Annotated in this window: 15 protein-coding genes and 1 tRNA gene; 5 read left to right on the top strand and 11 right to left on the bottom strand. The window is 66.0% G+C overall.

The window, feature by feature from the left end:
- Window positions 1–130: 130 nt before the first annotated feature.
- From HNP46_RS04505 to HNP46_RS04540, 8 genes are all read right to left on the bottom strand, one after another.
- A complete protein-coding gene (locus HNP46_RS04505; RefSeq protein WP_184586304.1) occupies window positions 131–475 on the bottom strand; it encodes a type II toxin-antitoxin system HicB family antitoxin in 345 nt (114 codons plus the stop codon).
- Window positions 472–726 carry a type II toxin-antitoxin system HicA family toxin gene (locus HNP46_RS04510; RefSeq protein WP_184586305.1) on the bottom strand — a complete coding sequence of 85 codons (255 nt, stop codon included), beginning with the start codon at window positions 724–726 and terminating at the stop codon, window positions 472–474. The genes HNP46_RS04505 and HNP46_RS04510 overlap by 4 nt, the downstream gene beginning before the upstream one ends.
- A 247-nt stretch (window positions 727–973) precedes the next feature.
- Window positions 974–2,164 carry an MFS transporter gene (locus HNP46_RS04515; RefSeq protein ID WP_184586306.1) on the bottom strand — a complete coding sequence of 397 codons (1,191 nt, stop codon included), beginning with the start codon at window positions 2,162–2,164 and terminating at the stop codon, window positions 974–976.
- Window positions 2,165–2,196: 32 nt separating this feature from the next.
- The gene (locus tag HNP46_RS04520) at window positions 2,197–3,606 is read right to left on the bottom strand and encodes an aldehyde dehydrogenase family protein (protein WP_184586307.1); all 1,410 of its coding nucleotides are present in this window, start codon (window positions 3,604–3,606) and stop codon (window positions 2,197–2,199) included.
- A gap of 10 nt (window positions 3,607–3,616) precedes the next feature.
- Window positions 3,617–5,212 (bottom strand): GMC family oxidoreductase, encoded by a 1,596-nt coding sequence (locus HNP46_RS04525; RefSeq protein ID WP_184586308.1) that lies wholly within the window; start codon window positions 5,210–5,212, stop codon window positions 3,617–3,619.
- Window positions 5,213–5,258: 46 nt separating this feature from the next.
- The gene (locus HNP46_RS04530; protein ID WP_184586309.1) at window positions 5,259–7,550 is read right to left on the bottom strand and encodes a TonB-dependent receptor family protein; all 2,292 of its coding nucleotides are present in this window, start codon (window positions 7,548–7,550) and stop codon (window positions 5,259–5,261) included.
- A 296-nt stretch (window positions 7,551–7,846) separates the two neighbouring features.
- The gene (locus tag HNP46_RS04535; RefSeq protein ID WP_184586310.1) at window positions 7,847–8,917 is read right to left on the bottom strand and encodes an ABC transporter substrate-binding protein; all 1,071 of its coding nucleotides are present in this window, start codon (window positions 8,915–8,917) and stop codon (window positions 7,847–7,849) included.
- A gap of 14 nt (window positions 8,918–8,931) precedes the next feature.
- Window positions 8,932–11,193: a TonB-dependent receptor gene (locus HNP46_RS04540; protein WP_184586311.1), complete on the bottom strand. Its 2,262-nt coding sequence runs from the start codon at window positions 11,191–11,193 to the stop codon at window positions 8,932–8,934.
- 344 nt (window positions 11,194–11,537) lie between these two features.
- On the opposite strand from HNP46_RS04540, the gene HNP46_RS04545 reads away from it, so the two are divergent.
- Window positions 11,538–12,275, top strand: coding sequence for a metallophosphoesterase (locus tag HNP46_RS04545; RefSeq protein WP_184586312.1), 738 nt, complete (start codon window positions 11,538–11,540; stop codon window positions 12,273–12,275).
- 15 nt (window positions 12,276–12,290) lie between these two features.
- On the opposite strand, the gene HNP46_RS04550 is transcribed toward HNP46_RS04545, so the two are convergent.
- Window positions 12,291–12,725 carry a CBS domain-containing protein gene (locus HNP46_RS04550; protein ID WP_184586313.1) on the bottom strand — a complete coding sequence of 145 codons (435 nt, stop codon included), beginning with the start codon at window positions 12,723–12,725 and terminating at the stop codon, window positions 12,291–12,293.
- A 176-nt stretch (window positions 12,726–12,901) separates the two neighbouring features.
- Here HNP46_RS04550 and HNP46_RS04555 point away from each other — a divergent pair, with 176 nt between their 5' ends.
- Window positions 12,902–13,093 carry a hypothetical protein gene (locus tag HNP46_RS04555; protein WP_184586314.1) on the top strand — a complete coding sequence of 64 codons (192 nt, stop codon included), beginning with the start codon at window positions 12,902–12,904 and terminating at the stop codon, window positions 13,091–13,093.
- 69 nt (window positions 13,094–13,162) lie between these two features.
- On the top strand, window positions 13,163–13,888 hold the full coding sequence (locus HNP46_RS04560; protein WP_184586315.1) for a hypothetical protein: 726 nt from the start codon (window positions 13,163–13,165) through the stop codon (window positions 13,886–13,888).
- Window positions 13,889–13,921: 33 nt separating this feature from the next.
- Here HNP46_RS04560 and HNP46_RS04565 read toward each other — a convergent pair whose 3' ends face one another.
- Complete coding sequence (locus tag HNP46_RS04565) at window positions 13,922–14,515, bottom strand: hypothetical protein (RefSeq protein ID WP_184586316.1); 594 nt, start codon at window positions 14,513–14,515, stop codon at window positions 13,922–13,924.
- Between the two features lie 170 nt (window positions 14,516–14,685).
- Window positions 14,686–14,762 (bottom strand) — tRNA-Arg (locus HNP46_RS04570).
- Between the two features lie 658 nt (window positions 14,763–15,420).
- On the opposite strand from HNP46_RS04570, the gene gabD reads away from it, so the two are divergent.
- Both gabD and gabT read left to right on the top strand, forming a co-directional pair.
- Complete coding sequence (gene gabD, locus HNP46_RS04575; protein ID WP_184586317.1) at window positions 15,421–16,872, top strand: NADP-dependent succinate-semialdehyde dehydrogenase; 1,452 nt, start codon at window positions 15,421–15,423, stop codon at window positions 16,870–16,872.
- 201 nt (window positions 16,873–17,073) lie between these two features.
- Window positions 17,074–18,354 (top strand): 4-aminobutyrate--2-oxoglutarate transaminase, encoded by a 1,281-nt coding sequence (gene gabT / locus HNP46_RS04580; protein WP_045213232.1) that lies wholly within the window; start codon window positions 17,074–17,076, stop codon window positions 18,352–18,354.
- Window positions 18,355–18,558: the final 204 nt, after the last annotated feature.

The raw sequence follows: 18,558 nt of genomic DNA on the forward strand, positions 1-18,558 counted from the left end.
GAAAAAGCCCTCTTGCGAGGGCTTTTTCATGGCTGCGAATGGGTGGTCTTTTCGCAGGGGCGAGCTTGCTCGCGAACAGATTCCGCAGCGGGGTTTGTTCGCGAGCAAGATCGCTCCTACAAATCCGCACTCAGCCGCTGGTGCGCCTGCGGGCCGCACGTTCGAAAACACTTTCCGCCCACTGGTTCAGGCTCTTGCCGGAGGCCTTTGCCGCAATGGCGGCGGCAGCGTGAACCTCTGGGCGGATGCGCAGCATGATCTTGCCCGACGCAGGCTTTTCCGGCTCGACACCGCGCTCCGCGCAATCGCTGAGGTAGTCTTCCACCGCTTCCTGCAAGGCGGCATGCAAGCCGCCAACACTGTCGGCGTGGAAGCTGATGATGTCGTGCACCCCCAGCAACCGACCCACGAACAGGTCGTCGCGCTCGTCGAACTCGATGCGGGCGGTGTAGCCCTTGTAGGTCATGCGGCTCATGCTTTCACTCCAGCCCGGCGCAGGAATTCGCGGGCTTCCTCGACCTGGTAACGCTTGGCTTCCTTGCCCGGATGCGGGCGATGGCAGCGCCAGGTCTGCCCTTGCAGAACCAGCCGTACTCGCGACCCTTCACGCTCTTCCACGCTGCCGCCCAGATGCACGACCAGGGCTTCGATGTCGGTAAAGACTATCGACGCACTGGTTGGCGTGCGAAAGATCATGGCGAGGGTTTTGCGGTGGTGGTTCTGCATCCAAAAATGCTATCTCAATATGATAGCACCGAGTGGTTGTCATTTCCTCGGGGTGGGCCGGCCGCCTCGGATGCTTTCGTGGGAGAAAGCTCGCTCCTGCACAGACCTATACTCCAGGCTTTCCGGCGCGCCTTCGTAGGATGGCGTGGAGCGAAGCGATACCCATCGTGTTTTGCCCGGCCACGGCTGATGGGTATCGCAAGCTCCACCCATCCTGCGAAAAGCATGAGTGTGGCTTCCTGTGGGTTCAGGCGGTGACCGGCGGCTCTGCCGCGCGCCAGCGCAACCCCAGGGGCAGCAGGAACAGCGGCAGCAGGCTGGCGACGATCAGCACGGCGAAGAACGGCAGGCGCGAGGGCAGGCTGAACAGCGGGAACAGCAGCACCGGGCCGAGGAACATCGACAGGTACAGCGCCTGTTCGGCCACGCCGCCGGCACCCATCACGTCGCCGCCACGGCTCATGCGCGGGATGCTGGTGAACACCCAGGCGACCACGAAGCTGCCGAAGAAGCCCTGGACGATCTTCGCCACGATGGCGGTGCTCGGCGCGATGCCGGGGATGAACACCACGACCTCCAGTACCACGCCGATCAGCGCGCCGCCGACCACCGCCAGCGGGCCGAGGAAGCGCAGGTTGAGCACGAAGCCGGCCAGCAACCCGGCCAGCACGCTGGAGAGGATGCCGATGGTGGAGATCACGCCGATGGTCGCGGGCGCCACCCCCAGGCCGTGGATGAAGTAGTCCGGGGTGATGGTCACCAGGCCCAGGGCAACGGTCAGTGGCGCGCCCACCGCCAGCGCCAGGCGCAGCACCGAGGGTTCGGCATACAGGCGCAGGGTCTGGCGCAGGGAGTGGCGTTCGCTGCGGCTGGCGAGGTTGACCGCCGGCAGCAGCGGGGTGGCCAGCAGGAGCACCAGCAGCACCGCCGCATGGCCGCTGAAGGCGGTGCGCCATTCGCCGTGCTGGCCGCCGACATAGGGCGCCACGGCGAAGATGGCGATGGCACCGCCCAGCGGCGACGCCACCGACCAGAACGCCAGCGCCGTGGTGCGACGACGGCCTTCGGTGGTGTGTACCAGCAGCGCCAGCGCGGCGAGCACCACGCTGATGTAGCCGGCGCCTTCGACCACGCGCAGGGCAATCAACGTGGCGAAGTCTTCGCTGCGGCTGGCCAGGTAGCTGCACGCTGCCGCCAGCAACAGGCCGAAGACGATGGCGCGGCGTTCGCCGACCCGCGCCACGATCCAGTTGACCAGGGGCGAGGCGAGGGCGGCGACCACCGCCACCGCCGACACCACCCAGCTGGCCCGCGAAGGGCTGACCGAGAAGGCGTTGGCGACGTCGGCGACCAGCAGGATGGTCTTGCCGTGGCACGCCGCGATGATCACGGCGAAGGCCAGGGTGAGCAGGATCGAGGGCCAGCTTCCGGCACGCATCGGGAAATCCTCTTGAAGGGGGAAGCGGCGCCTCAGCGCCGCGAAATGTTCAGGACCTGGAGTTCGCTGAAGGCTTCGTAGCCGCGCTGGCCGCCCTCGTAGCCGAGGCCGCTCCACTTGTGCCCGCCCTTGGGCGCGCCGGGCTGGATATGGCCGTGCTGGTTGACCCAGGCCAGACCCGCTTCCAGTCGTGCGGCGATGGCTTCGCCGTGCGCCAGGTCGCGGGTCCACACCGAGGCGCCGAGGCCGTATGGGCTGGCATTGGCCTGGGCGATGGCGTCTTCCACATCGTCGAACGGGATGACCGGCAGCACCGGGCCGAACTGTTCCTCGTCCACCAGCGCGACGCCGGCAGCGATGCCGCTGACCAGGGTCGGCGGGTAGAAGTAGCCGGGACCATCCGCTTGTGCGCCGCCGCTGTGGATGCGCGCGCCACGTGCTCTGGCGTCTTCCACCAGGGCGATGACCCGCTCCAGTTGCTGCGGATTGGTCAGCGGGCCGAGCTCGGTCTGCGGGTCCAGGCCGTGGCCGAGGCGGGTGCGCTGTGCGCGTTCAGCCAGGGCGGCCAGCAGCAGCTCGAACAGACTGGTGTGGACGTACAGGCGCTTGATCGCGAAGCACACCTGGCCGCTGTTCCAGAAAGCGCCCCAGAACAGCGGCTCGACGATGGCGTCGAGATCGGCGTCCTCCAGCACCAGTGCCGCGTCGTTGCCGCCCAGCTCCAGGGTCAGGCGCTTGAGGTCGTCGGCCGCGCGGGCATACAGGCGCTTGCCGGTGGCGACGCTGCCGGTGAAAGTCACGTGGCGCACGGCCGGATGGCGCGCCAGGTGCTCGCCGACCTCGCCGGCGCCGGCGATCACGTTGAGCACGCCAGCGGGGAACACATCGGCCAGCAGACGCGCCAGCAGCAGCGTGGACAGCGGCGTGTGTTCGGACGGCTTGGCCACCACGGTGTTGCCCGCGTGCAGGGCCGGCGCGATCTTCAGCACCAGCAGGATCAGCGGGACGTTCCACGGGGTGATGGCGGCGACCACGCCCAGCGGCCGGCGGCTGATCTTCACCAGTCGCTCGCCGTCGTCGCGCAGCTCCGTGTCGGCAGGCAGGTCGAGGTGCGCGTGGTGCTCGAAGGTGGCGGCGACGCCGGCCACTTCCTCCAGGGTCGAGCGCAGTGGACGGCCCTGTTCGCGGGTGATCAGTTCGGCCAGCGCCTGGGCGTTCTCGCGCACGCGCTCGGCGGCGCGCGCCAGGCTCTGGCGGCGGCCATCGAAGTCGGCGGCCCAGGCCGGGAAGGCCCGGCTTGCGGCTGCCACCGCCTGGTCGACCTGTTCCAGGCTGGCGCGGGCGGCTTCGCCGACCAGTTCTTCGCTGGCCGGGTCGATGACCCGGTCGTAGTGCGCGGCCGCCTGCGGGCGGCCATCGATCAACAGTTCATGACGGGACATGGCGGGCTCCTCAGGCACCGCCCAGGATGGCGTCGGCGATCTTCTCGGCGAGCATCAGGGTCGGCAGGTTGGTGTTGGCGGTGGGAATCACCGGGATGATCGAGGCGTCGGCGACCCGCAGGCCCTCGACGCCGTAGACGCGGCCGGCGCTGTCGACCACCGCTTGGGGATCGTTGGCGGCGCCGATGCGGCAGGTGCCGCTGGGGTGCCAGACGCCACCGATGTTCCGGCGCAGGTAGGCCTCCAGGGCGACGTCGTCATTGAGCAGCGCATCGAGTTTCGGCCCGCCCGGCTGAGGCACGGCAAAGGGAGTGAGCGCCAGTTGCAGCTCGTAGCGCGCCAGCACCGGATGCTTGAACAGCCGCTGGATGATGCGCAGCGCTACGCGGGCGCGTTGCAGGTCGCGCGGATCGGAGAGCAGGTTGAAGTCGACCTGGGGCGGGCTTGCCGGGTCGCGGTCACGCAGGGTCAGGCGGCCGCTGGAGCTGGGCTTGTTGATCCAGAACAGCGCGTGGGCGACGCCGCGCTCGGCGTCTGCGCCGACCGCCAGGTAGAGGTCCGATGGCGTCTGCGGATCGACGCCCGACGACACGCGGATGCCGAGCTGGTGCGAGGTGCCGGGGCGCGCCAGCACGGCATCGGAACGGGCCGCGTCGCTGAGCGTGGCGAAGGTGCCCAGCGAGCTGTGCTCCCACAGGTTGCCGCCGACGCCGGGGCGATCGGCGAGCACCTCGATGCCCAGTTCCTGCAACTGGCTGGCCGGGCCGATGCCGCTGCGCAGCAGGATGGCCGGGGAGTGCAGGGCGCCGGCGGCGAGGATGACTTCGCCGGCCTGGACGGTGATGCGCTCGCCATCGCGCAGCAGTTCGACGCCGGTGATGCGCTGGCCGTCGCGCTGCAGGCCGAGCACCTGGCTGTCGGTCCACAGCGTCAGGTTGGGCCGTGCGCGCACCTGTTCGTTGAGGTAGCCGCGGGCAGCGGAGACGCGCTGGCCATGTTCGAGGTTCACCGCCGGGGCGAAGTAGCCGTCGTCGAACACGCCGTTCTGGTCGCCGATGTCGCGTAGGCCTTCGGCTTGCAGCGCGGAGACCACGGAGCGGGTGAAGGGGGTCCAGTCGCCGGTGGCGACACGGCTGATCGGGATCGGCCCGTTGTGGCCATGCAGCGGGCCGGCGTAGTCGGTGTCGCGTTCGAGCTTGCGGAAGTAGGGCAGCACGTCGTCCCAGCCCCAGCCTGCGGCGCCCAGCGCCGCCCACTGGTCGTAGTCGCGCGGCAGGCCGCGGTTGGCCACCAGCACGTTGACGCTGGAGCCGCCGCCGAGCACGCGGGCCTGTTCGAGGTAGCGCTCGGGGCGCTCGACGCCTGCGGGCTGCGCGCCGTGGCGCACGCTCAGGTCCGGCCAGAAGTAGCGCTCGCGCAATTCCAGGCGCAGGCGGAAGGGATTGTGGCCGTCGAGGATTTCCGCTGGCGTGGCTTGCGGCGGGGTGTCCGGCCCGGCTTCGATGAGCAGGACGCGGCGCCGCGGGTCGGCAGACAGCCGGCTGGCGAGCACGCTGCCGGCGCTGCCGCCGCCAACGATGAGATGGTTGTAATGGTTGGTGGTCATGTTGTCTCCCGGCCCGACGCTCCCGCGCCGGGCACGCGCAGGGTGATCAGAAGCCGACGGAGATGCCGGCGACCAGGGCGCGCGGGGCGCCCTTGTAGTACTTGGGCGCGCCGTAGAAGTCGCCGTCGGCCGGGTCGGCGGAGACCGTCCCCGAGTTCACGCCCGACAGGTAGTGCTTGTCGAAGACGTTGTTGAGGTTGAGCGTCAGGGTGGTTTCCTTCAGCGCGCTGCCCAGGTCCTTGAGGCGGTAGCCCAGGTTGGCGTCGAACACGGTGTAGCCGCCGATCTTCTCGTTGTTCGCCAGGTCGCCGTAGAAGCTGCCGGTGTGGCGGCCGAGGAAGTTGGCGTAGAAGGTCTGGTTGTCGTAGCCGATGCCGGCGCTGAACAGGTTGCGCGGGGTGTCGTAGAGCTGGTTGCCCTTGGTGTCGAGGCTGGCGCCGCCGGCGCTGTAGTCGTCGTCCTGGGTGGAGCGCAGGTAGGTCCAGGAGGCGAAGTAGTTGAAGTTCGAAGGCAGCAGGCCGTTGAGCGAGAGTTCCAGGCCCTTGGTGGTGACGTCGCCGGCGTTGAAGTAGGAGGTGACGCCGGAGACTTCCTCGAACGCCGCCTGGCGGTCCTTGAACCGGTCGTAGAACAGTGCGGCGCTGAGCAGTACGTCGTCGGTGCTGTAGCGCCAGCCGATCTCCTGGTTCCAGGTGACTTCCGGCTTCTGCTTGTCGCCGCCATCGGCCCGGCCATAGACCGAGGCCACCGCCGGGGTGCGCATGTTCGAGGTGGTGTTGTAGTAGAGCTGCTGCTGCCCATCGAGCTGGTAGCTCAGGCTCAGGCTGGGCAGGAAGCGGTTGTAGTCGGCGCTGCCCTTGAAGCCGGTCAGGCGGTCGTCACCCTTGTTTTCGGTGTGCTGCCAGGCCAGGCCGCCGGTGAGGACGAGCTGCGAGGTGATGTCCCAGGTGTCCTGCAGCCAGAGCTTCTGGGTGGTGATCTCGTTGCGCTGGTCGGTGAAGTAGATGGCGTTGCCGTCGCCGTCGCGCAGCTTGTGGCTGCCGTCGATGCCGGCGGGCTTGCCGTTGCCCTTGATCTCGACCACCGGGAACTGGTTGCGCGCGTGGGTGTAGTCGGTCCACAGGCCCAGCTGCAGGGTGTGGTCGTCGTTGATCAGGAAGTCCAGGGTGTTGGTGGAGCCGATGCGGTACTGCGTCGGGTAGACGCTCAGCGCGCCGGTCACCAGCGGGTCGATCTGGTCGCCATCGCGATTGAGGTCGGCGTTGACGTTGTTCTCGTTGACCGGCACCACGGCCACGGCGGCGGTGCCGTCGGTGACGCGGACGAAGTACGGGTCGACCTTCAGCTGGACCTTGTCGGACAGGTTGAACAGCCCGTTGAGCGCGTAGGTCTGGATCTTGAAGTCGGCGCGCGAGGCCGCTGCGCTCTGGCCGGGAACGGTGACGTCGGGGACGCCGTTGGTGCCGTTGCCTTTGGTGGGATAGATGTCCCGCGGGTAGCCCTGGTCGTACTTGTTGGCGCGGTACTCGGCGAGTGTCGGGTGGTTGTAGCTGTTGGTGCGCATCAGGAAGCTGGAGAACAGGCCGTTGATGCGGTTGCCGTTGCCCCATTCGTACTGCAGGTTGCCCTCGTAGCGGTTGGAGGACAGCTCGCCGCCACTGTTGTCCCAGAGGTCGGCGGTGGTGCGCGAGGCCGAGAGCCAGGCGGAGAAGCCGTCCACTTCGCCGGTATTCACTCGCGCGAAGGTGCGGAACAGGTTGTCGCTGCCGACGTTCTGCTTGACCAGCAGGCCGCTTTCCTTGGTTGGCGCCACGGACCTGATCAGCACGCTGCCGCCGCTGGCGGTGAGGGTCGGCGCGTTGATCGAGGAGGAGCCGTAGAGCACCGACACCGACTCGTAGTTTTCCGGGTCGCCCATGAAGTCGGCGTGGGGCGTGAGGAACTGCGGATCGTTGAGCGGGATGCCGTCGCGGACGAAGCCGATCTGGTCCTGGGAGAAGCCGCGGATGTTCAAGCCGCCTTCGGTGATGCCGCTGTTGTCACCGCCGCTGACGTGCACGCCGGGCAGGTACTTGAGGGCGCCGGTGACGGCGCTGTCGAGGCCGACGAATTTCTCCAGCTGGGATTTGGTCAGTGTGCCCTTGGATACTGGCGCCACTTCCTTGCGGGCGTCGCCGACCTGGGTTTCCTGGCTTTGTCCCTGCACGGTGACCGTGCTCAGGGTAATGTCCTGCTGGGCTTTTGTTTCGCTGGACAGTGCAATTTCCGGCGCCAGTAAAAGTGCACTGGAAAGTGCAATGGCCAAAGGCGTCAGGTGAAACTCTCTTGCATGCTTCATGGCAGTCACTCGGGGGCTTTTAATAAGTTATGAGTGAGCCAGAGCAAGCACTGTGCCATGCGTTTTAGAGCGGTTTCAGGCGGATTTCCGGTGTTTTTCTGCTGTTGCTGCAGCAACTGCTTTTACAGTGCTGCTGGGGCAGCTACTTGTCATGAACAGTGCGCTGGGAAGTTTTTCCGTTAAAACCAAAGAGCCCCGATAACGGGGCTCTTTTTGTTGTTGAAGAAATGTTCCAGCGAATCTGCTGCAACGAAGTTCGGAAGTTCGGAAGTTCGGAAGTTCGGAGACTCGGAAGTTCAGGGCTGGCTGGCGACGGTTTTCGCCTGTTCTTTCCAGAAGCCCTGGAGTTGCTGGTTCTTCAATCCCTGCTCGACGAACTTCGGCTCCAGCAGGTCATCCACCTTCACCTCGTTGCGGATCAGCTTCGCCTTCAGGCTGTAGGCGATGCCGTCGGTGTAGTGCTGGCGCAGGGCATCGTCGTAGAGCGGGGAGAAGTGCGCCGGCCAGGGTTCGCCGGAAACCTCGCGCTGCAGTACGCTCACCGGCACCCCGGAGCGCGCCTGGGCGTCCTGGTAAGCCGCCTGGTTGGCGTCCTGGGAGACCCACCAGGCGGCCTTCAGGTAGGCGTCCACCACCAGTTGGGTGAGGTCGGGATGCTCCTTCACGAAGTCCTTCGCGCCCCAGACTTCGGCGCGCATCTTCCAGTCCGCCGGCGCTTCCTTGCTCGACCAGATGATGCGGCCGACCTGCTTGTCTTCCAGCAGGAAGGCGTCGCTCAGGGTGAAGAAGGCATCCACCCGCCCGGCGCTCAAGGCGGCGGCGCCGGCCTGGGGGTTGAGGTTGAAGATGCGGAAGTCCTCGAAGCCCAGGTGGTTGGCTTCCAGCAGCTTGGCGAACGACAGTTCCCACGGCCGGCCGCGGTGCAGGGCGATGCGCTTGCCCTTGAGGTCGGCGATGGATTTCGCCGTGGAGCCCGGCGGCACCACCAGGTAGACGTTGTTGCCGATGCCGCCGGGGACGATCAGCTGGGTCTGCACCCCCGAGGCGTTGGCGATGATCGACGGCAGGTCGCCGTAGAAGGCGAAGTCGATACGTTTGTTGGCGAACTCCTCGTTGACGAAGGTGCCCACCGAGCCGGTGGCGGCCGGCACCCATTCCAGCTTGATGCCGCGCTGGGCCAGTTGCTGCTCCAGCCACTTGTCGCGGTCGATGACGTAGGACGGGCCGTTGAAGGTGATCTGCCCGGCGTTGGCGTAGGCCACGGTGGCGATGCGCAGGGTGGTGGGCTGCTCGGCGGCCAGGGCGCCGCCTGCGAGCAGCACGGCGGCAGGCAGCAGTCGGCGCAGTACGCGATGCAGAAGGTTCATGGGAATTACCTCGCTCAGAAGTCGGTGGTGACCGAGACGCCGAAGGTGCGCGGGTCGCCATACATCACGGCGGCGGTCTGGTAGCCGCCCGGCAGGGTGTGGTTGCGGTACTCGCGGTCGGCCAGGTTGTTGACGTAGGCGGTGACGCGGGTGGTTTCCCCCGGCAGCTCGTAGGTCACCCGTGCGTTGCCCAGGGTGTAGCCGCCGCTGCGCATGTTGGCGCTCTGGTCGTTGGTGAAGAAGTACTGGCGGCTGCGGGTGTTCCAGTCGGTGCCGAGGATCACCGCGCCGCCGACGTTCAGCGGGATGCGGTAGTCGGCGCCGATCACCGCCGAGACGCTGGGCGCGCGGACGAAGTGGTTGCCGGAGAAGTCGTCGCTGCCCGAGGTGTAGTCGGTGAACTCGGTGTGCAGCAGGCCCAGGCCGAAGTTGACGTGGAGGTTCTGCACCGGGATGGCCTCGAGTTCGAACTCGGCGCCGTAGGCCTCGCCCTGGGCGCCGTTGGCCAGGCGCGAGACGGTCTGGTTGTTCACCGCGGTGACGATGTTGAGCTGGATGTCCTTGTAGTCGTAGTAGAACACGCTGGCGTTGGCGTTCAGGCGGCCGTCGAACCATTCCGACTTCAGGCCCAGCTCGTAGGAAGTGAGGTATTCCGGGTCGACCTTGGCCACGGTGGCCTGGCTGGTGACGCCGGCGTTGTAGCCGCCGGAGCGGAAGCCACGGGCGTAGCGGAAGTAGGCACGGGCGTTATCGGAGATGCGGTACTCGGGTGTCAGGTCCCAGCTGTAGTCGCTCCAGGTGTTGCTCTCGTCCTGGGTGGCGTTGACGATCAGCGGCGAGGCGACGTTGCCCGGCTGCCACCAGTGGCCGTCGCCGAAGCTGGCGGCGCCGCGGTTGACCAGGCGTTCGAGGTCGATGTCCTTGGTCTCGCGGGTCCAGCGCAGGCCGGCGGTGAGGCTGAAGTCGTCGGTGAAGTTGTAGGTGGTGCTGCCGAAGATGGCGTAGCTCTCGGTCTTCTGGTCGTAGCTGACGTTGTTGTAGTAGCTGGGGACGTAGACGTTGGGCAACGCGGCGTTGGCGTTCTTCGACTGCAGGTCTTCGTTGAAGTAGTGGAAGCCCAGCACCCAGTTCAGCCGGTCAGTACGCGGCGAGGCCAGGCGCAGTTCCTGCGACCACTGCTGGCTGTCGGCATAGCTGTAGCTGCGCTGCAGTTCCAGCGGGGTGTTGTCGCTGTCGGTCCAGCCGTCGCGGCTGAAGTGCTCGAAGGCGGTGATGGAGGTCAGCTCCAGGTCGCCCAGTTGCCAGACCAGGTTGAGGTTGCTGCCGGCCTGGTCGATCTCGGCCTGGTACTTGGCGTTGAAGTTGGCCTTGCCCAGCTTCGGGTCGATGGCATAGCCGAACTGGTTGGTGCCGTCCGGTCGGGTGCCGTAGCTCACCGTGTTGTAGCTGGCGGTGTCGTGATAGTGGCGGGCGTGGACGTTGAGGTTGGCGTCGAGGTTGTCGTTCACCCGCGCCGCCAGTTGCAGGCGCACGGCGTCGTCTTCCAGCGCGCCCTGGTCGTTGCCGTCGTTCTGGTTCTCGGTGTAGCCGTCGCGACCCTGGTGGTGGAAGGACAGGCGCCCGGCCAGCTTGTCGTCCACCAGTGCGTCGCTCACCGCGCCTTCGACGATGCGGTTGGCGTAGTTGCCCAGGTCGACCTTGAAGTAGCCCTCGGGGCTGAAGGTCGGCTTGCGCGAGATGAAGTTGATCGCGCCGCCCGTGGTGTTCTTGCCCCACAGCGTGCCCTGCGGGCCGCGCAGCACTTCCACGCGTTCCTGGTCGAACAGCGGGAAGCCGGTGGCGCTGATGTTGGCGATGTACACGTCGTCGACGTAGATGCCGATCGGGCTGACCGTGTTGGCGCCCTGATCGCCGGTGCCCAGGCCGCGGATCCACCAGCGCGGGCGGCCGTGGCCGTCGGTGGTGCCGGCGGAGGCGTTGGGGGTGTAGCGGGTGACTTCGTTGGCCGATTGCAGGGAGGCGTCGCGGATCTTCTCGCCGCTCAGCACGGTGATCGGCGCCGGTACTTCCTGCACCGACTCCTCGCGTTTCTGCGCGGTGACCACCACCTTGCCGAGGGTCGGCGCGGTGCTGCCTTCTTCAGTGTTATGAGCAGCAGTGTTCTGAGCATCGGTGCTCTGTGTATCGGTGCTCTGTGTATCGCCATCGGCCGCGTGCCCGGCGACGCTGGCCAGGCTCGCCAGGATGGCAAGGGAAAGGGTGGTGCGTTTGAACATGGTGTCCCCAGGGGGCGGCGAAAGGACGGCTGGCTCTGTGGTGCTCGGTCGTCGCCGCAAGGCATCTAGCTTTTGTTGCGTTGCTCTTGTGTTGGCTCACGCGTGATGAAGGCCGGAAGGCTTGCAGGGGACATCGCAACTTCCGTACCGATTTCTCAACGCTATGATCTGAAAGGATTTTTTTCGCCAGTTGCCGATGCGTTGCTGCTGGGGCAGCAGTCCATGCCCAGCCGCCGCTGCCTGGGCAGCAGCCGGCCAGCAAGCGTCCGAGGCTTTCGTCGAACGGCCACGGGAACGCCATGGGCAACTGATAAGCTGCTCACCTGAATGTCCTGGAGTTGGCAATGAATACCCTCTTGCCGGAGCAACCCCTCAAGCGTTTCCCGCGCAACCTGCGTGGACGCGATTTCGTCGTGGGGGATGTGCACGGCCATTTCGAACTGCTGCAGCGCCTGCTCGACCGGGTCGGCTTCGACTCGTCCGCCGATCGCCTGTTCGGCGCCGGCGACCTGGTGGATCGCGGCCCCTATTCGCCGCAGGTGCTCGATTGGCTGGCCAAACCCTGGTTCGCCTCGGTGCGCGGCAACCATGAGCAACTGGTGATCGACGTGGTGCTGGCCGGCGATGACCGCGACCTGCACTTCCGCAACGGCGGCGCCTGGCTGTACAAGCTCACGCCGGTGACCCGCGAACGCATCGCCCGACGCCTGCAGCAGTTGCCGCTGGTGATCGAGGTCGAACTGGGGGAGGGCCGTCGCGTCGGTATCGTCCACGCCGAGGCGCCGGTGTCACCAGCCTTCCCCGACTGGGACAGCGGCGTCGCCGCGCTGGCCGGCGAGCTGGGTGAAACCGCTCGGCGCAATGCCGTCGGCCTGGCCATGTGGGCACGCACGCGGATCGAAAAGGAAGACGCCACGCCCATCGCCGGGCTGGAGCGCCTGTATGTCGGCCATACCGCACACAAGGATGTCCGCCGACTGGGCAACACCCATTACATCGACACGGGCAGCGGCTACGCCGACGGCTGCCTGAGCATCGTCGACCTGCAAAGTGGTGAGGTGGAAGCGGCGGCCGCGCGCTGAGCGGCCGCCGGGCGATCACTCGCCGCGGATGTACTGTTCCAGTTGCTGGATCAGCTCGGCCTGTTCGGCGATGGCCGCCTTCACCAGGTCGCCGATGGACAGCAGCCCGAGCAGCTCGCCGTTCTCCACCACCGGCAGGTGGCGCAGGTGGCGCTCGGTCATGATGCCCATGCACTTGTCGACGTTGAGGTGGGTGTCCACGGTGATCACCGGGGCGGTCATCACCGCGCTGATCGGCGTGTTCTCCGAGTTGCGCCCCTTGAGCGCCAGGCGCCGGGCATAGTCGCGCTCACTGAAGAAGCCGACCAGCTGGTTGGCTTCCACCACCGGCAGGCCGCCGAGGTTCTTGTCCGCCATCAGGCGCAATGCATCGATCACCAGCGCATCCGGGGCGATGGTGTAAACCTGCTGGTCCGCCTTGGCGTTCAACAGCTGAGCCACAGTCTTCATTCCTACCCCCTGTTCGTCGTCTCACGGCGCGAGGCCCGTGGTCCATAGAGAATCGTGGACGAATCGCGATCCGGCAAGGCCGGAAAGCGGCGTCGTGCGTACCGAAAGCGCCATCGACCGCCGGGGCGACTTATACTCAGCTTCCTGCTTCTTTTTCCCCCCACGAAAGACCGGCCATGACTGACGACGACCGCGACCTCCACGAGCCCGAACACGACCACCTGCTCGATCTCGACGACGATCTGGATGGCCTGCTGGAGGAGGATGCCGCCTTCTTCGAGGACCTGCCCGGTGACCACGAGGAGGATGACGAGGACGCCGAGGAGTTCCAGCCCGGCCTGGACGACGAAGACTGGGAAGAAGACTGACCCGCGGACGATAGGCAGGTGTCATCCGGCGCTGGCAGAATGCCGGCAGATCAATAAAGAGAAGGCACCATGCGCTACGTCACGCTCGCCCTGGCCATCACCCTGCTCTGCGGCTGCTCCTCGGCCGTGCGCAGGGACGATCGCACCGCGCCCATCGCGCTCTACCGCGATACCCGCCACGTCCTGGTGGTGAACTTCCAGCCCGATGCCAGCGTAGCCGCCAATCCGCGCTGGAGTGCGCTGCAGGCCAGCTGGCGCGAGGCGCTGCGCGACGAGGCGGATTCGGCCGATTACCAGCTCAGCGTGCAGGACGGCGAACCGCGCGCCACCGATACCCTGTCCACCCTGGTGGTGATCGAGGTCGGCGCCGGCCACAGCGCGAACAATCGCGTGGGCAGCGATGGCGAGGAGTGGATCACTTCCACCGTGCGCTACCACGACGGCCTGACCGGCCAGCTACTCGCCTCGCGCCGCTATGACAGCGAGGCCGATGGCGACCTGTTCAGCTCCATGGGCTCGTCCGAGGTCAGTGCGGTGTCCGAGCAGATCGTCGACGAGATCACCGGCGCCCTGCTGGTCGCCCGCCCTGGCGGCAGCCGGCCGCTGTCACGCCCGCCAACCACCCCGGTGCAGCCGCCCGAAGCGGTGCCGCAGCCGGTCGCGCCGGCCGCCGCGGAAACCGTCGCCCACGTCTCCCGTCCGCTGACCCAGGAACAGCAGCTGATGGAGTTGCAGCGGCGCAACCTGCCGTACGAGGAGTATCGCGACGAGTACCGGCGGATCATGGGGCGCTGAGCGCGCGCCCTGCCGTGAGGTGATGGGCGGCGGCTAGAACCAGCCGCCGCCCGACAGTTCCTGCTGGCAGCTCTTGTATTGCGCGCCGTACAGGTAGGCGCGCGCCTGCACCTTCTGCGACACGGTCTTCAGCCACGGCTTGGCGTCGTAGCTGCGCTGGCGATAGCCGCCCCAGCCCTCGTGGTAGTTCAGGTACTGGCCGTAGGCGTCCCACTTGGACACGCCGTTCACGCTGTAGCTCTTGTTCATGTACCAGCCCATGAAGTCCAGCGCGTCGGCGAAATCGTCACGGTCGGCGCCCCAGCTTCCCGCTTCCTTCTTGTAGTCGGCCCAGGTCTCGTCCTTGGCCTGGGCGTAGCCGTAGGCGGAACTGACCCGGCCCCAGGGGATGAAGCCGAGGAAGTAGTAGCGCGGTGGCAGGGCGTCGTGGCGGAAGGAAGACTCCTGGTACATCATCGCCATCGGCACCTGGACGGTCCCGCCCCAGCGCTTCTGTACCTGCAGCGCCGCTTCGTGCCATTTCGGCTTCTCGCGGAAGATTTCGCAGAGGTTCTCGGGGTTCGCGGGTGGCTTGGTGGCGCACCCGGCAAGGGCCAGGAGCAGGGCCGGCAGCAGGAGCCGAAACATGGGCGGTGAGTCCTTTTCTCGCGCGATGGCGCAAGGCTTATACAGTCTCGGCTGGCGAAGCGGAATCGCGGGACGTTTGCATAGCTTGTCGCCAGAAACAGGAAAGCCCGCTCAAGGCGGGCTTTCGGGTGGTTTCGCCGGCTGCCGTGGGCAGCTCGGAACGAGGAAGATGGCGCACCAGGCGGGATTCGAACCCACGACCCCTGCCTTCGGAGGGCAGTACTCTATCCAGCTGAGCTACTGGTGCGTAATGCCGCGGCTGGCGCGGCAGGCGGCAATCATACGCATCTCCCGTGCAGGCGTCCAATGCAGGTACGCTCGTTCATGATATCGAACGAAAACAGCCGCCTGTCGGTAGAAACCCGGCGAAAACGCCCGGCATCCTGATACCTTCGTGGGTTTTGTCGAACGAGCTATTGCCCTTTGCAGTCGGGGGCCCTAGGATTCGTTTGAGATTTCAAACGCCTCCCCATCACAACAACAGGAGACCGGAGCATTCGCATCACACCAGCCGGCCATCAGCCTGCGGGATGACAGTCTTCCGTTGCACCCACCGCATGTCCCTTGTGACAGGTCTCCGTGCGGCTTCCGTCGATCAGCGTACCGGAAGGTTGTAGGGCAGTCGTACTCCTGGGCCCAGCCCGGGAATCTGTGCGTGAACGAGTTCAACCAGACCGGGCAATGACCCCGGTCTGCGTTTTTTCGTGTCCGCATGCCGGGCGAACTAAGAGCCGTTCGCCTGGCGTCGCCTCATGAACAGGCGACATTCGCCTCCAGCGTCGATACTGATCGGCCGGGTCGAATGAACGGCAGAGACTTCCGGTCTCTCCCATCCAGACAACAAGGCAGGCGGGGACTCGAGGTCGACCCGCCGTCCACAGGCTTTCCTCGAAAGGAGACAGGTCATGCAACTCAATGATGCCAAGCTGTTCCGCCAACAGGCTTACATTGACGGTTCCTGGGTCGACGCCGACAACGGCAAGACCATCAACGTGAACAACCCGGCTACCAACGAGATCATCGGCACCGTGCCGAAGATGGGCGCCGACGAAACCCGTCGCGCCATCGAAGCGGCCGACAAGGCCCTGCCGGCCTGGCGTGCGCTGACCGCCAAGGAGCGCGCCAACAAGCTGCGCAAGTGGTTCGACCTGATGATCGCCAACCAGGACGACCTGGCCCGCCTGATGACCATCGAGCAGGGCAAGCCGCTGGCCGAAGCCAAGGGCGAGATCGCCTACGCCGCCTCCTTCCTCGAGTGGTTCGGCGAAGAAGCCAAGCGCATCTACGGCGACACCATTCCGGGTCACCAGCCCGACAAGCGCATCATCGTGATCAAGCAGCCGATCGGCGTGACCGCGGCCATCACCCCGTGGAACTTCCCGTCCGCGATGATCACCCGTAAAGCCGGCCCGGCCCTGGCCGCTGGCTGCACCATGGTGCTCAAGCCCGCCTCGCAGACCCCGTACTCCGCCCTGGCCCTGGCCGAGCTGGCCGAGCGCGCCGGTATTCCGAAGGGCGTGTTCAGCGTCGTCACCGGCAGCGCCGGCGAAGTCGGCGGTGAGCTGACCAGCAACCCGATCGTGCGCAAGCTGACCTTCACCGGCTCCACCGAGATCGGTCGCCAGCTGATGGCCGAATGCGCCAAGGACATCAAGAAAGTGTCCCTGGAACTGGGCGGTAACGCTCCGTTCATCGTCTTCGACGATGCCGACCTGGATGCCGCCGTCGAGGGCGCGCTGATCTCCAAGTACCGCAACAACGGCCAGACCTGCGTCTGCGCCAACCGCCTGTACGTACAGGACGGCGTGTACGACGCCTTCGTCGAGAAGCTGAAGGTCGCCGTGGCCAAGCTGAACATCGGCAACGGCCTGGAGCAGGGCGTCACCACCGGCCCGCTGATCGATTCCAAGGCGGTTGCCAAGGTCGAAGAGCACATCGCCGACGCCGTCTCCAAGGGCGCGAAAGTCCTCACTGGCGGCAAGCCGCACAGCCTGGGCGGCACCTTCTTCGAGCCGACCATCCTGGTCGACGTGCCGAAGTCCGCGCTGGTGTCCAAGGACGAAACCTTCGGCCCGCTGGCCCCGGTGTTCCGCTTCAAGGACGAGGCCGAAGTCATCGCCATGTCCAACGACACCGAGTTCGGCCTGGCTTCCTACTTCTATGCCCGCGACCTGGCCCGCGTGTTCCGCGTTGCCGAGCAGCTGGAATACGGCATGGTGGGTATCAACACCGGCCTGATCTCCAACGAAGTCGCACCGTTCGGCGGCATCAAGGCCTCGGGCCTGGGCCGTGAAGGTTCGAAGTACGGCATCGAGGACTACCTCGAAGTCAAATACCTCTGCCTCGGCGGTATCTGATCCGTTCTTTCCGTGGGCGCGGGGTGGCAGGCAAGAGCTGACAGCCACCTTCGCGTCGGCGTTTTCCGGTGGTAGCACCGGACAACCCGTCCGGCGGGCCGCAAGTGCCACGACAGTCGATCATCGTATGCTGTCGTGCGTGGCTTCTCCCCGCTTTCATCCTTTGATCCGGTCGCCCGATGAGCGGCCACTGAGGAAGCTATGAGCAAAACCAACGAATCCCTGCTGCAACGTCGTCAGGCCGCCGTACCGCGCGGTGTAGGCCAGATCCACCCGGTCGTCGCCGAGCGCGCCGAGAACTCCACCGTGTGGGACGTCGAAGGTCGTGAATACATCGACTTCGCTGGCGGCATCGCCGTACTGAACACCGGCCACCTGCATCCGAAAGTGGTTGCCGCCGTTCAGGAGCAACTGACCAAGCTGACCCACACCTGCTTCCAGGTGCTGGCGTACGAGCCCTACATCGAGCTGGCCGAAGAGATCGCCAAGCGCGTTCCGGGCAACTTCCCGAAGAAGACCCTGCTGGTCACCTCCGGCTCCGAAGCCGTTGAGAACGCCGTCAAGATCGCCCGTGCCGCCACCGGCCGCGCTGGCGTGATCGCCTTCACCGGCGCCTACCACGGCCGTACCATGATGACCCTGGGCCTGACCGGCAAGGTCGTGCCGTACTCCGCTGGCATGGGCCTGATGCCGGGCGGCATCTTCCGCGCCCTGGCTCCGTGCGAGCTGCACGGCGTGAGCGAAGACGAGTCGATCGCCAGCATCGAGCGCATCTTCAAGAACGACGCCCAGCCGCGTGACATCGCTGCCATCATCATCGAGCCGGTTCAGGGCGAAGGTGGCTTCTATGTCAACTCCAAGGCCTTCATGCAGCGCCTGCGCGCCCTGTGCGACGAGCACGGCATCCTGCTGATCGCTGACGAAGTGCAGACCGGCGCTGGCCGTACCGGCACCTTCTTCGCCACCGAGCAACTGGGCATCGTTCCGGACCTGACCACCTTCGCCAAGTCCGTTGGCGGTGGTTTCCCGATCTCCGGTGTTTCCGGTAAAGCCGAAATCATGGACGCCATCGCTCCCGGCGGCCTGGGCGGCACCTACGCCGGTAGCCCGATCGCTTGCGCCGCGGCCCTGGCCGTGCTGAAAGTGTTCGACGAAGAGAAGCTGCTGGAGCGTTCGCAAGCCGTTGGTGAGAGCCTGAAAGCGGGTCTGCGCGACATCCAGGCCAAGCACAAGGTGATCGGCGACGTTCGTGGCCTGGGTTCGATGATCGCCATCGAGCTGTTCGAAGGCGGCGATCACAACAAGCCGGCCGCTGAACTGGTCAGCAAGATCGTGGTTCGTGCCCGTGAGAAAGGTCTGATCCTGCTCTCCTGCGGTACCTACTACAACGTGATCCGCTTCCTGATGCCCGTCACCATTCCGGACGCGCAGCTGGAAAAAGGCCTGGCCATCCTGGCTGAGTGCTTCGACGAACTGGCCTGAGCCTCGTTGCTCTAACCCGTTCGAAGAAAGGCCCGCGCAAGCGGGCCTTTCTTTTTGTGTGCTTATTTTTTTATGAGAATTGTCCGCCGAAGTTGATGGCGCGCAGGGGAAAGCCCGTGGGCTTTGGGCTACGCTGCGCTGTATCCGAAGGCCGTTGGCCGGCGGCATCCGAAGGACCGGGCATTCGGCAGGAAAGGCTCTGGA

The sequence above is a fragment of the Pseudomonas nitroreducens genome (assembly GCF_014204515.1).
Classification (GTDB): domain Bacteria; phylum Pseudomonadota; class Gammaproteobacteria; order Pseudomonadales; family Pseudomonadaceae; genus Pseudomonas; species Pseudomonas nitritireducens_A.

Bases quoted from the DNA above. Each gene is read 5' to 3' on its own strand.
- HNP46_RS04540 (WP_184586311.1), bottom strand. From the start codon at position 11,193: ATGTTCAAACGCACCACCCTTTCCCTTGCCATCCTGGCGAGCCTGGCC.
- HNP46_RS04545 (WP_184586312.1), top strand. From the start codon at position 11,538: ATGAATACCCTCTTGCCGGAGCAACCCCTCAAGCGTTTCCCGCGCAAC.
- HNP46_RS04530 (WP_184586309.1), bottom strand. From the start codon at position 7,550: ATGAAGCATGCAAGAGAGTTTCACCTGACGCCTTTGGCCATTGCACTT.
- HNP46_RS04510 (WP_184586305.1), bottom strand. From the start codon at position 726: ATGCAGAACCACCACCGCAAAACCCTCGCCATGATCTTTCGCACGCCA.
- gabD (WP_184586317.1), top strand. From the start codon at position 15,421: ATGCAACTCAATGATGCCAAGCTGTTCCGCCAACAGGCTTACATTGAC.
- HNP46_RS04550 (WP_184586313.1), bottom strand. From the start codon at position 12,725: ATGAAGACTGTGGCTCAGCTGTTGAACGCCAAGGCGGACCAGCAGGTT.
- HNP46_RS04520 (WP_184586307.1), bottom strand. From the start codon at position 3,606: ATGTCCCGTCATGAACTGTTGATCGATGGCCGCCCGCAGGCGGCCGCG.
- HNP46_RS04565 (WP_184586316.1), bottom strand. From the start codon at position 14,515: ATGTTTCGGCTCCTGCTGCCGGCCCTGCTCCTGGCCCTTGCCGGGTGC.
- HNP46_RS04560 (WP_184586315.1), top strand. From the start codon at position 13,163: ATGCGCTACGTCACGCTCGCCCTGGCCATCACCCTGCTCTGCGGCTGC.
- HNP46_RS04505 (WP_184586304.1), bottom strand. From the start codon at position 475: ATGAGCCGCATGACCTACAAGGGCTACACCGCCCGCATCGAGTTCGAC.
- gabT (WP_045213232.1), top strand. From the start codon at position 17,074: ATGAGCAAAACCAACGAATCCCTGCTGCAACGTCGTCAGGCCGCCGTA.
- HNP46_RS04555 (WP_184586314.1), top strand. From the start codon at position 12,902: ATGACTGACGACGACCGCGACCTCCACGAGCCCGAACACGACCACCTG.
- HNP46_RS04535 (WP_184586310.1), bottom strand. From the start codon at position 8,917: ATGAACCTTCTGCATCGCGTACTGCGCCGACTGCTGCCTGCCGCCGTG.
- HNP46_RS04525 (WP_184586308.1), bottom strand. From the start codon at position 5,212: ATGACCACCAACCATTACAACCATCTCATCGTTGGCGGCGGCAGCGCC.
- HNP46_RS04515 (WP_184586306.1), bottom strand. From the start codon at position 2,164: ATGCGTGCCGGAAGCTGGCCCTCGATCCTGCTCACCCTGGCCTTCGCC.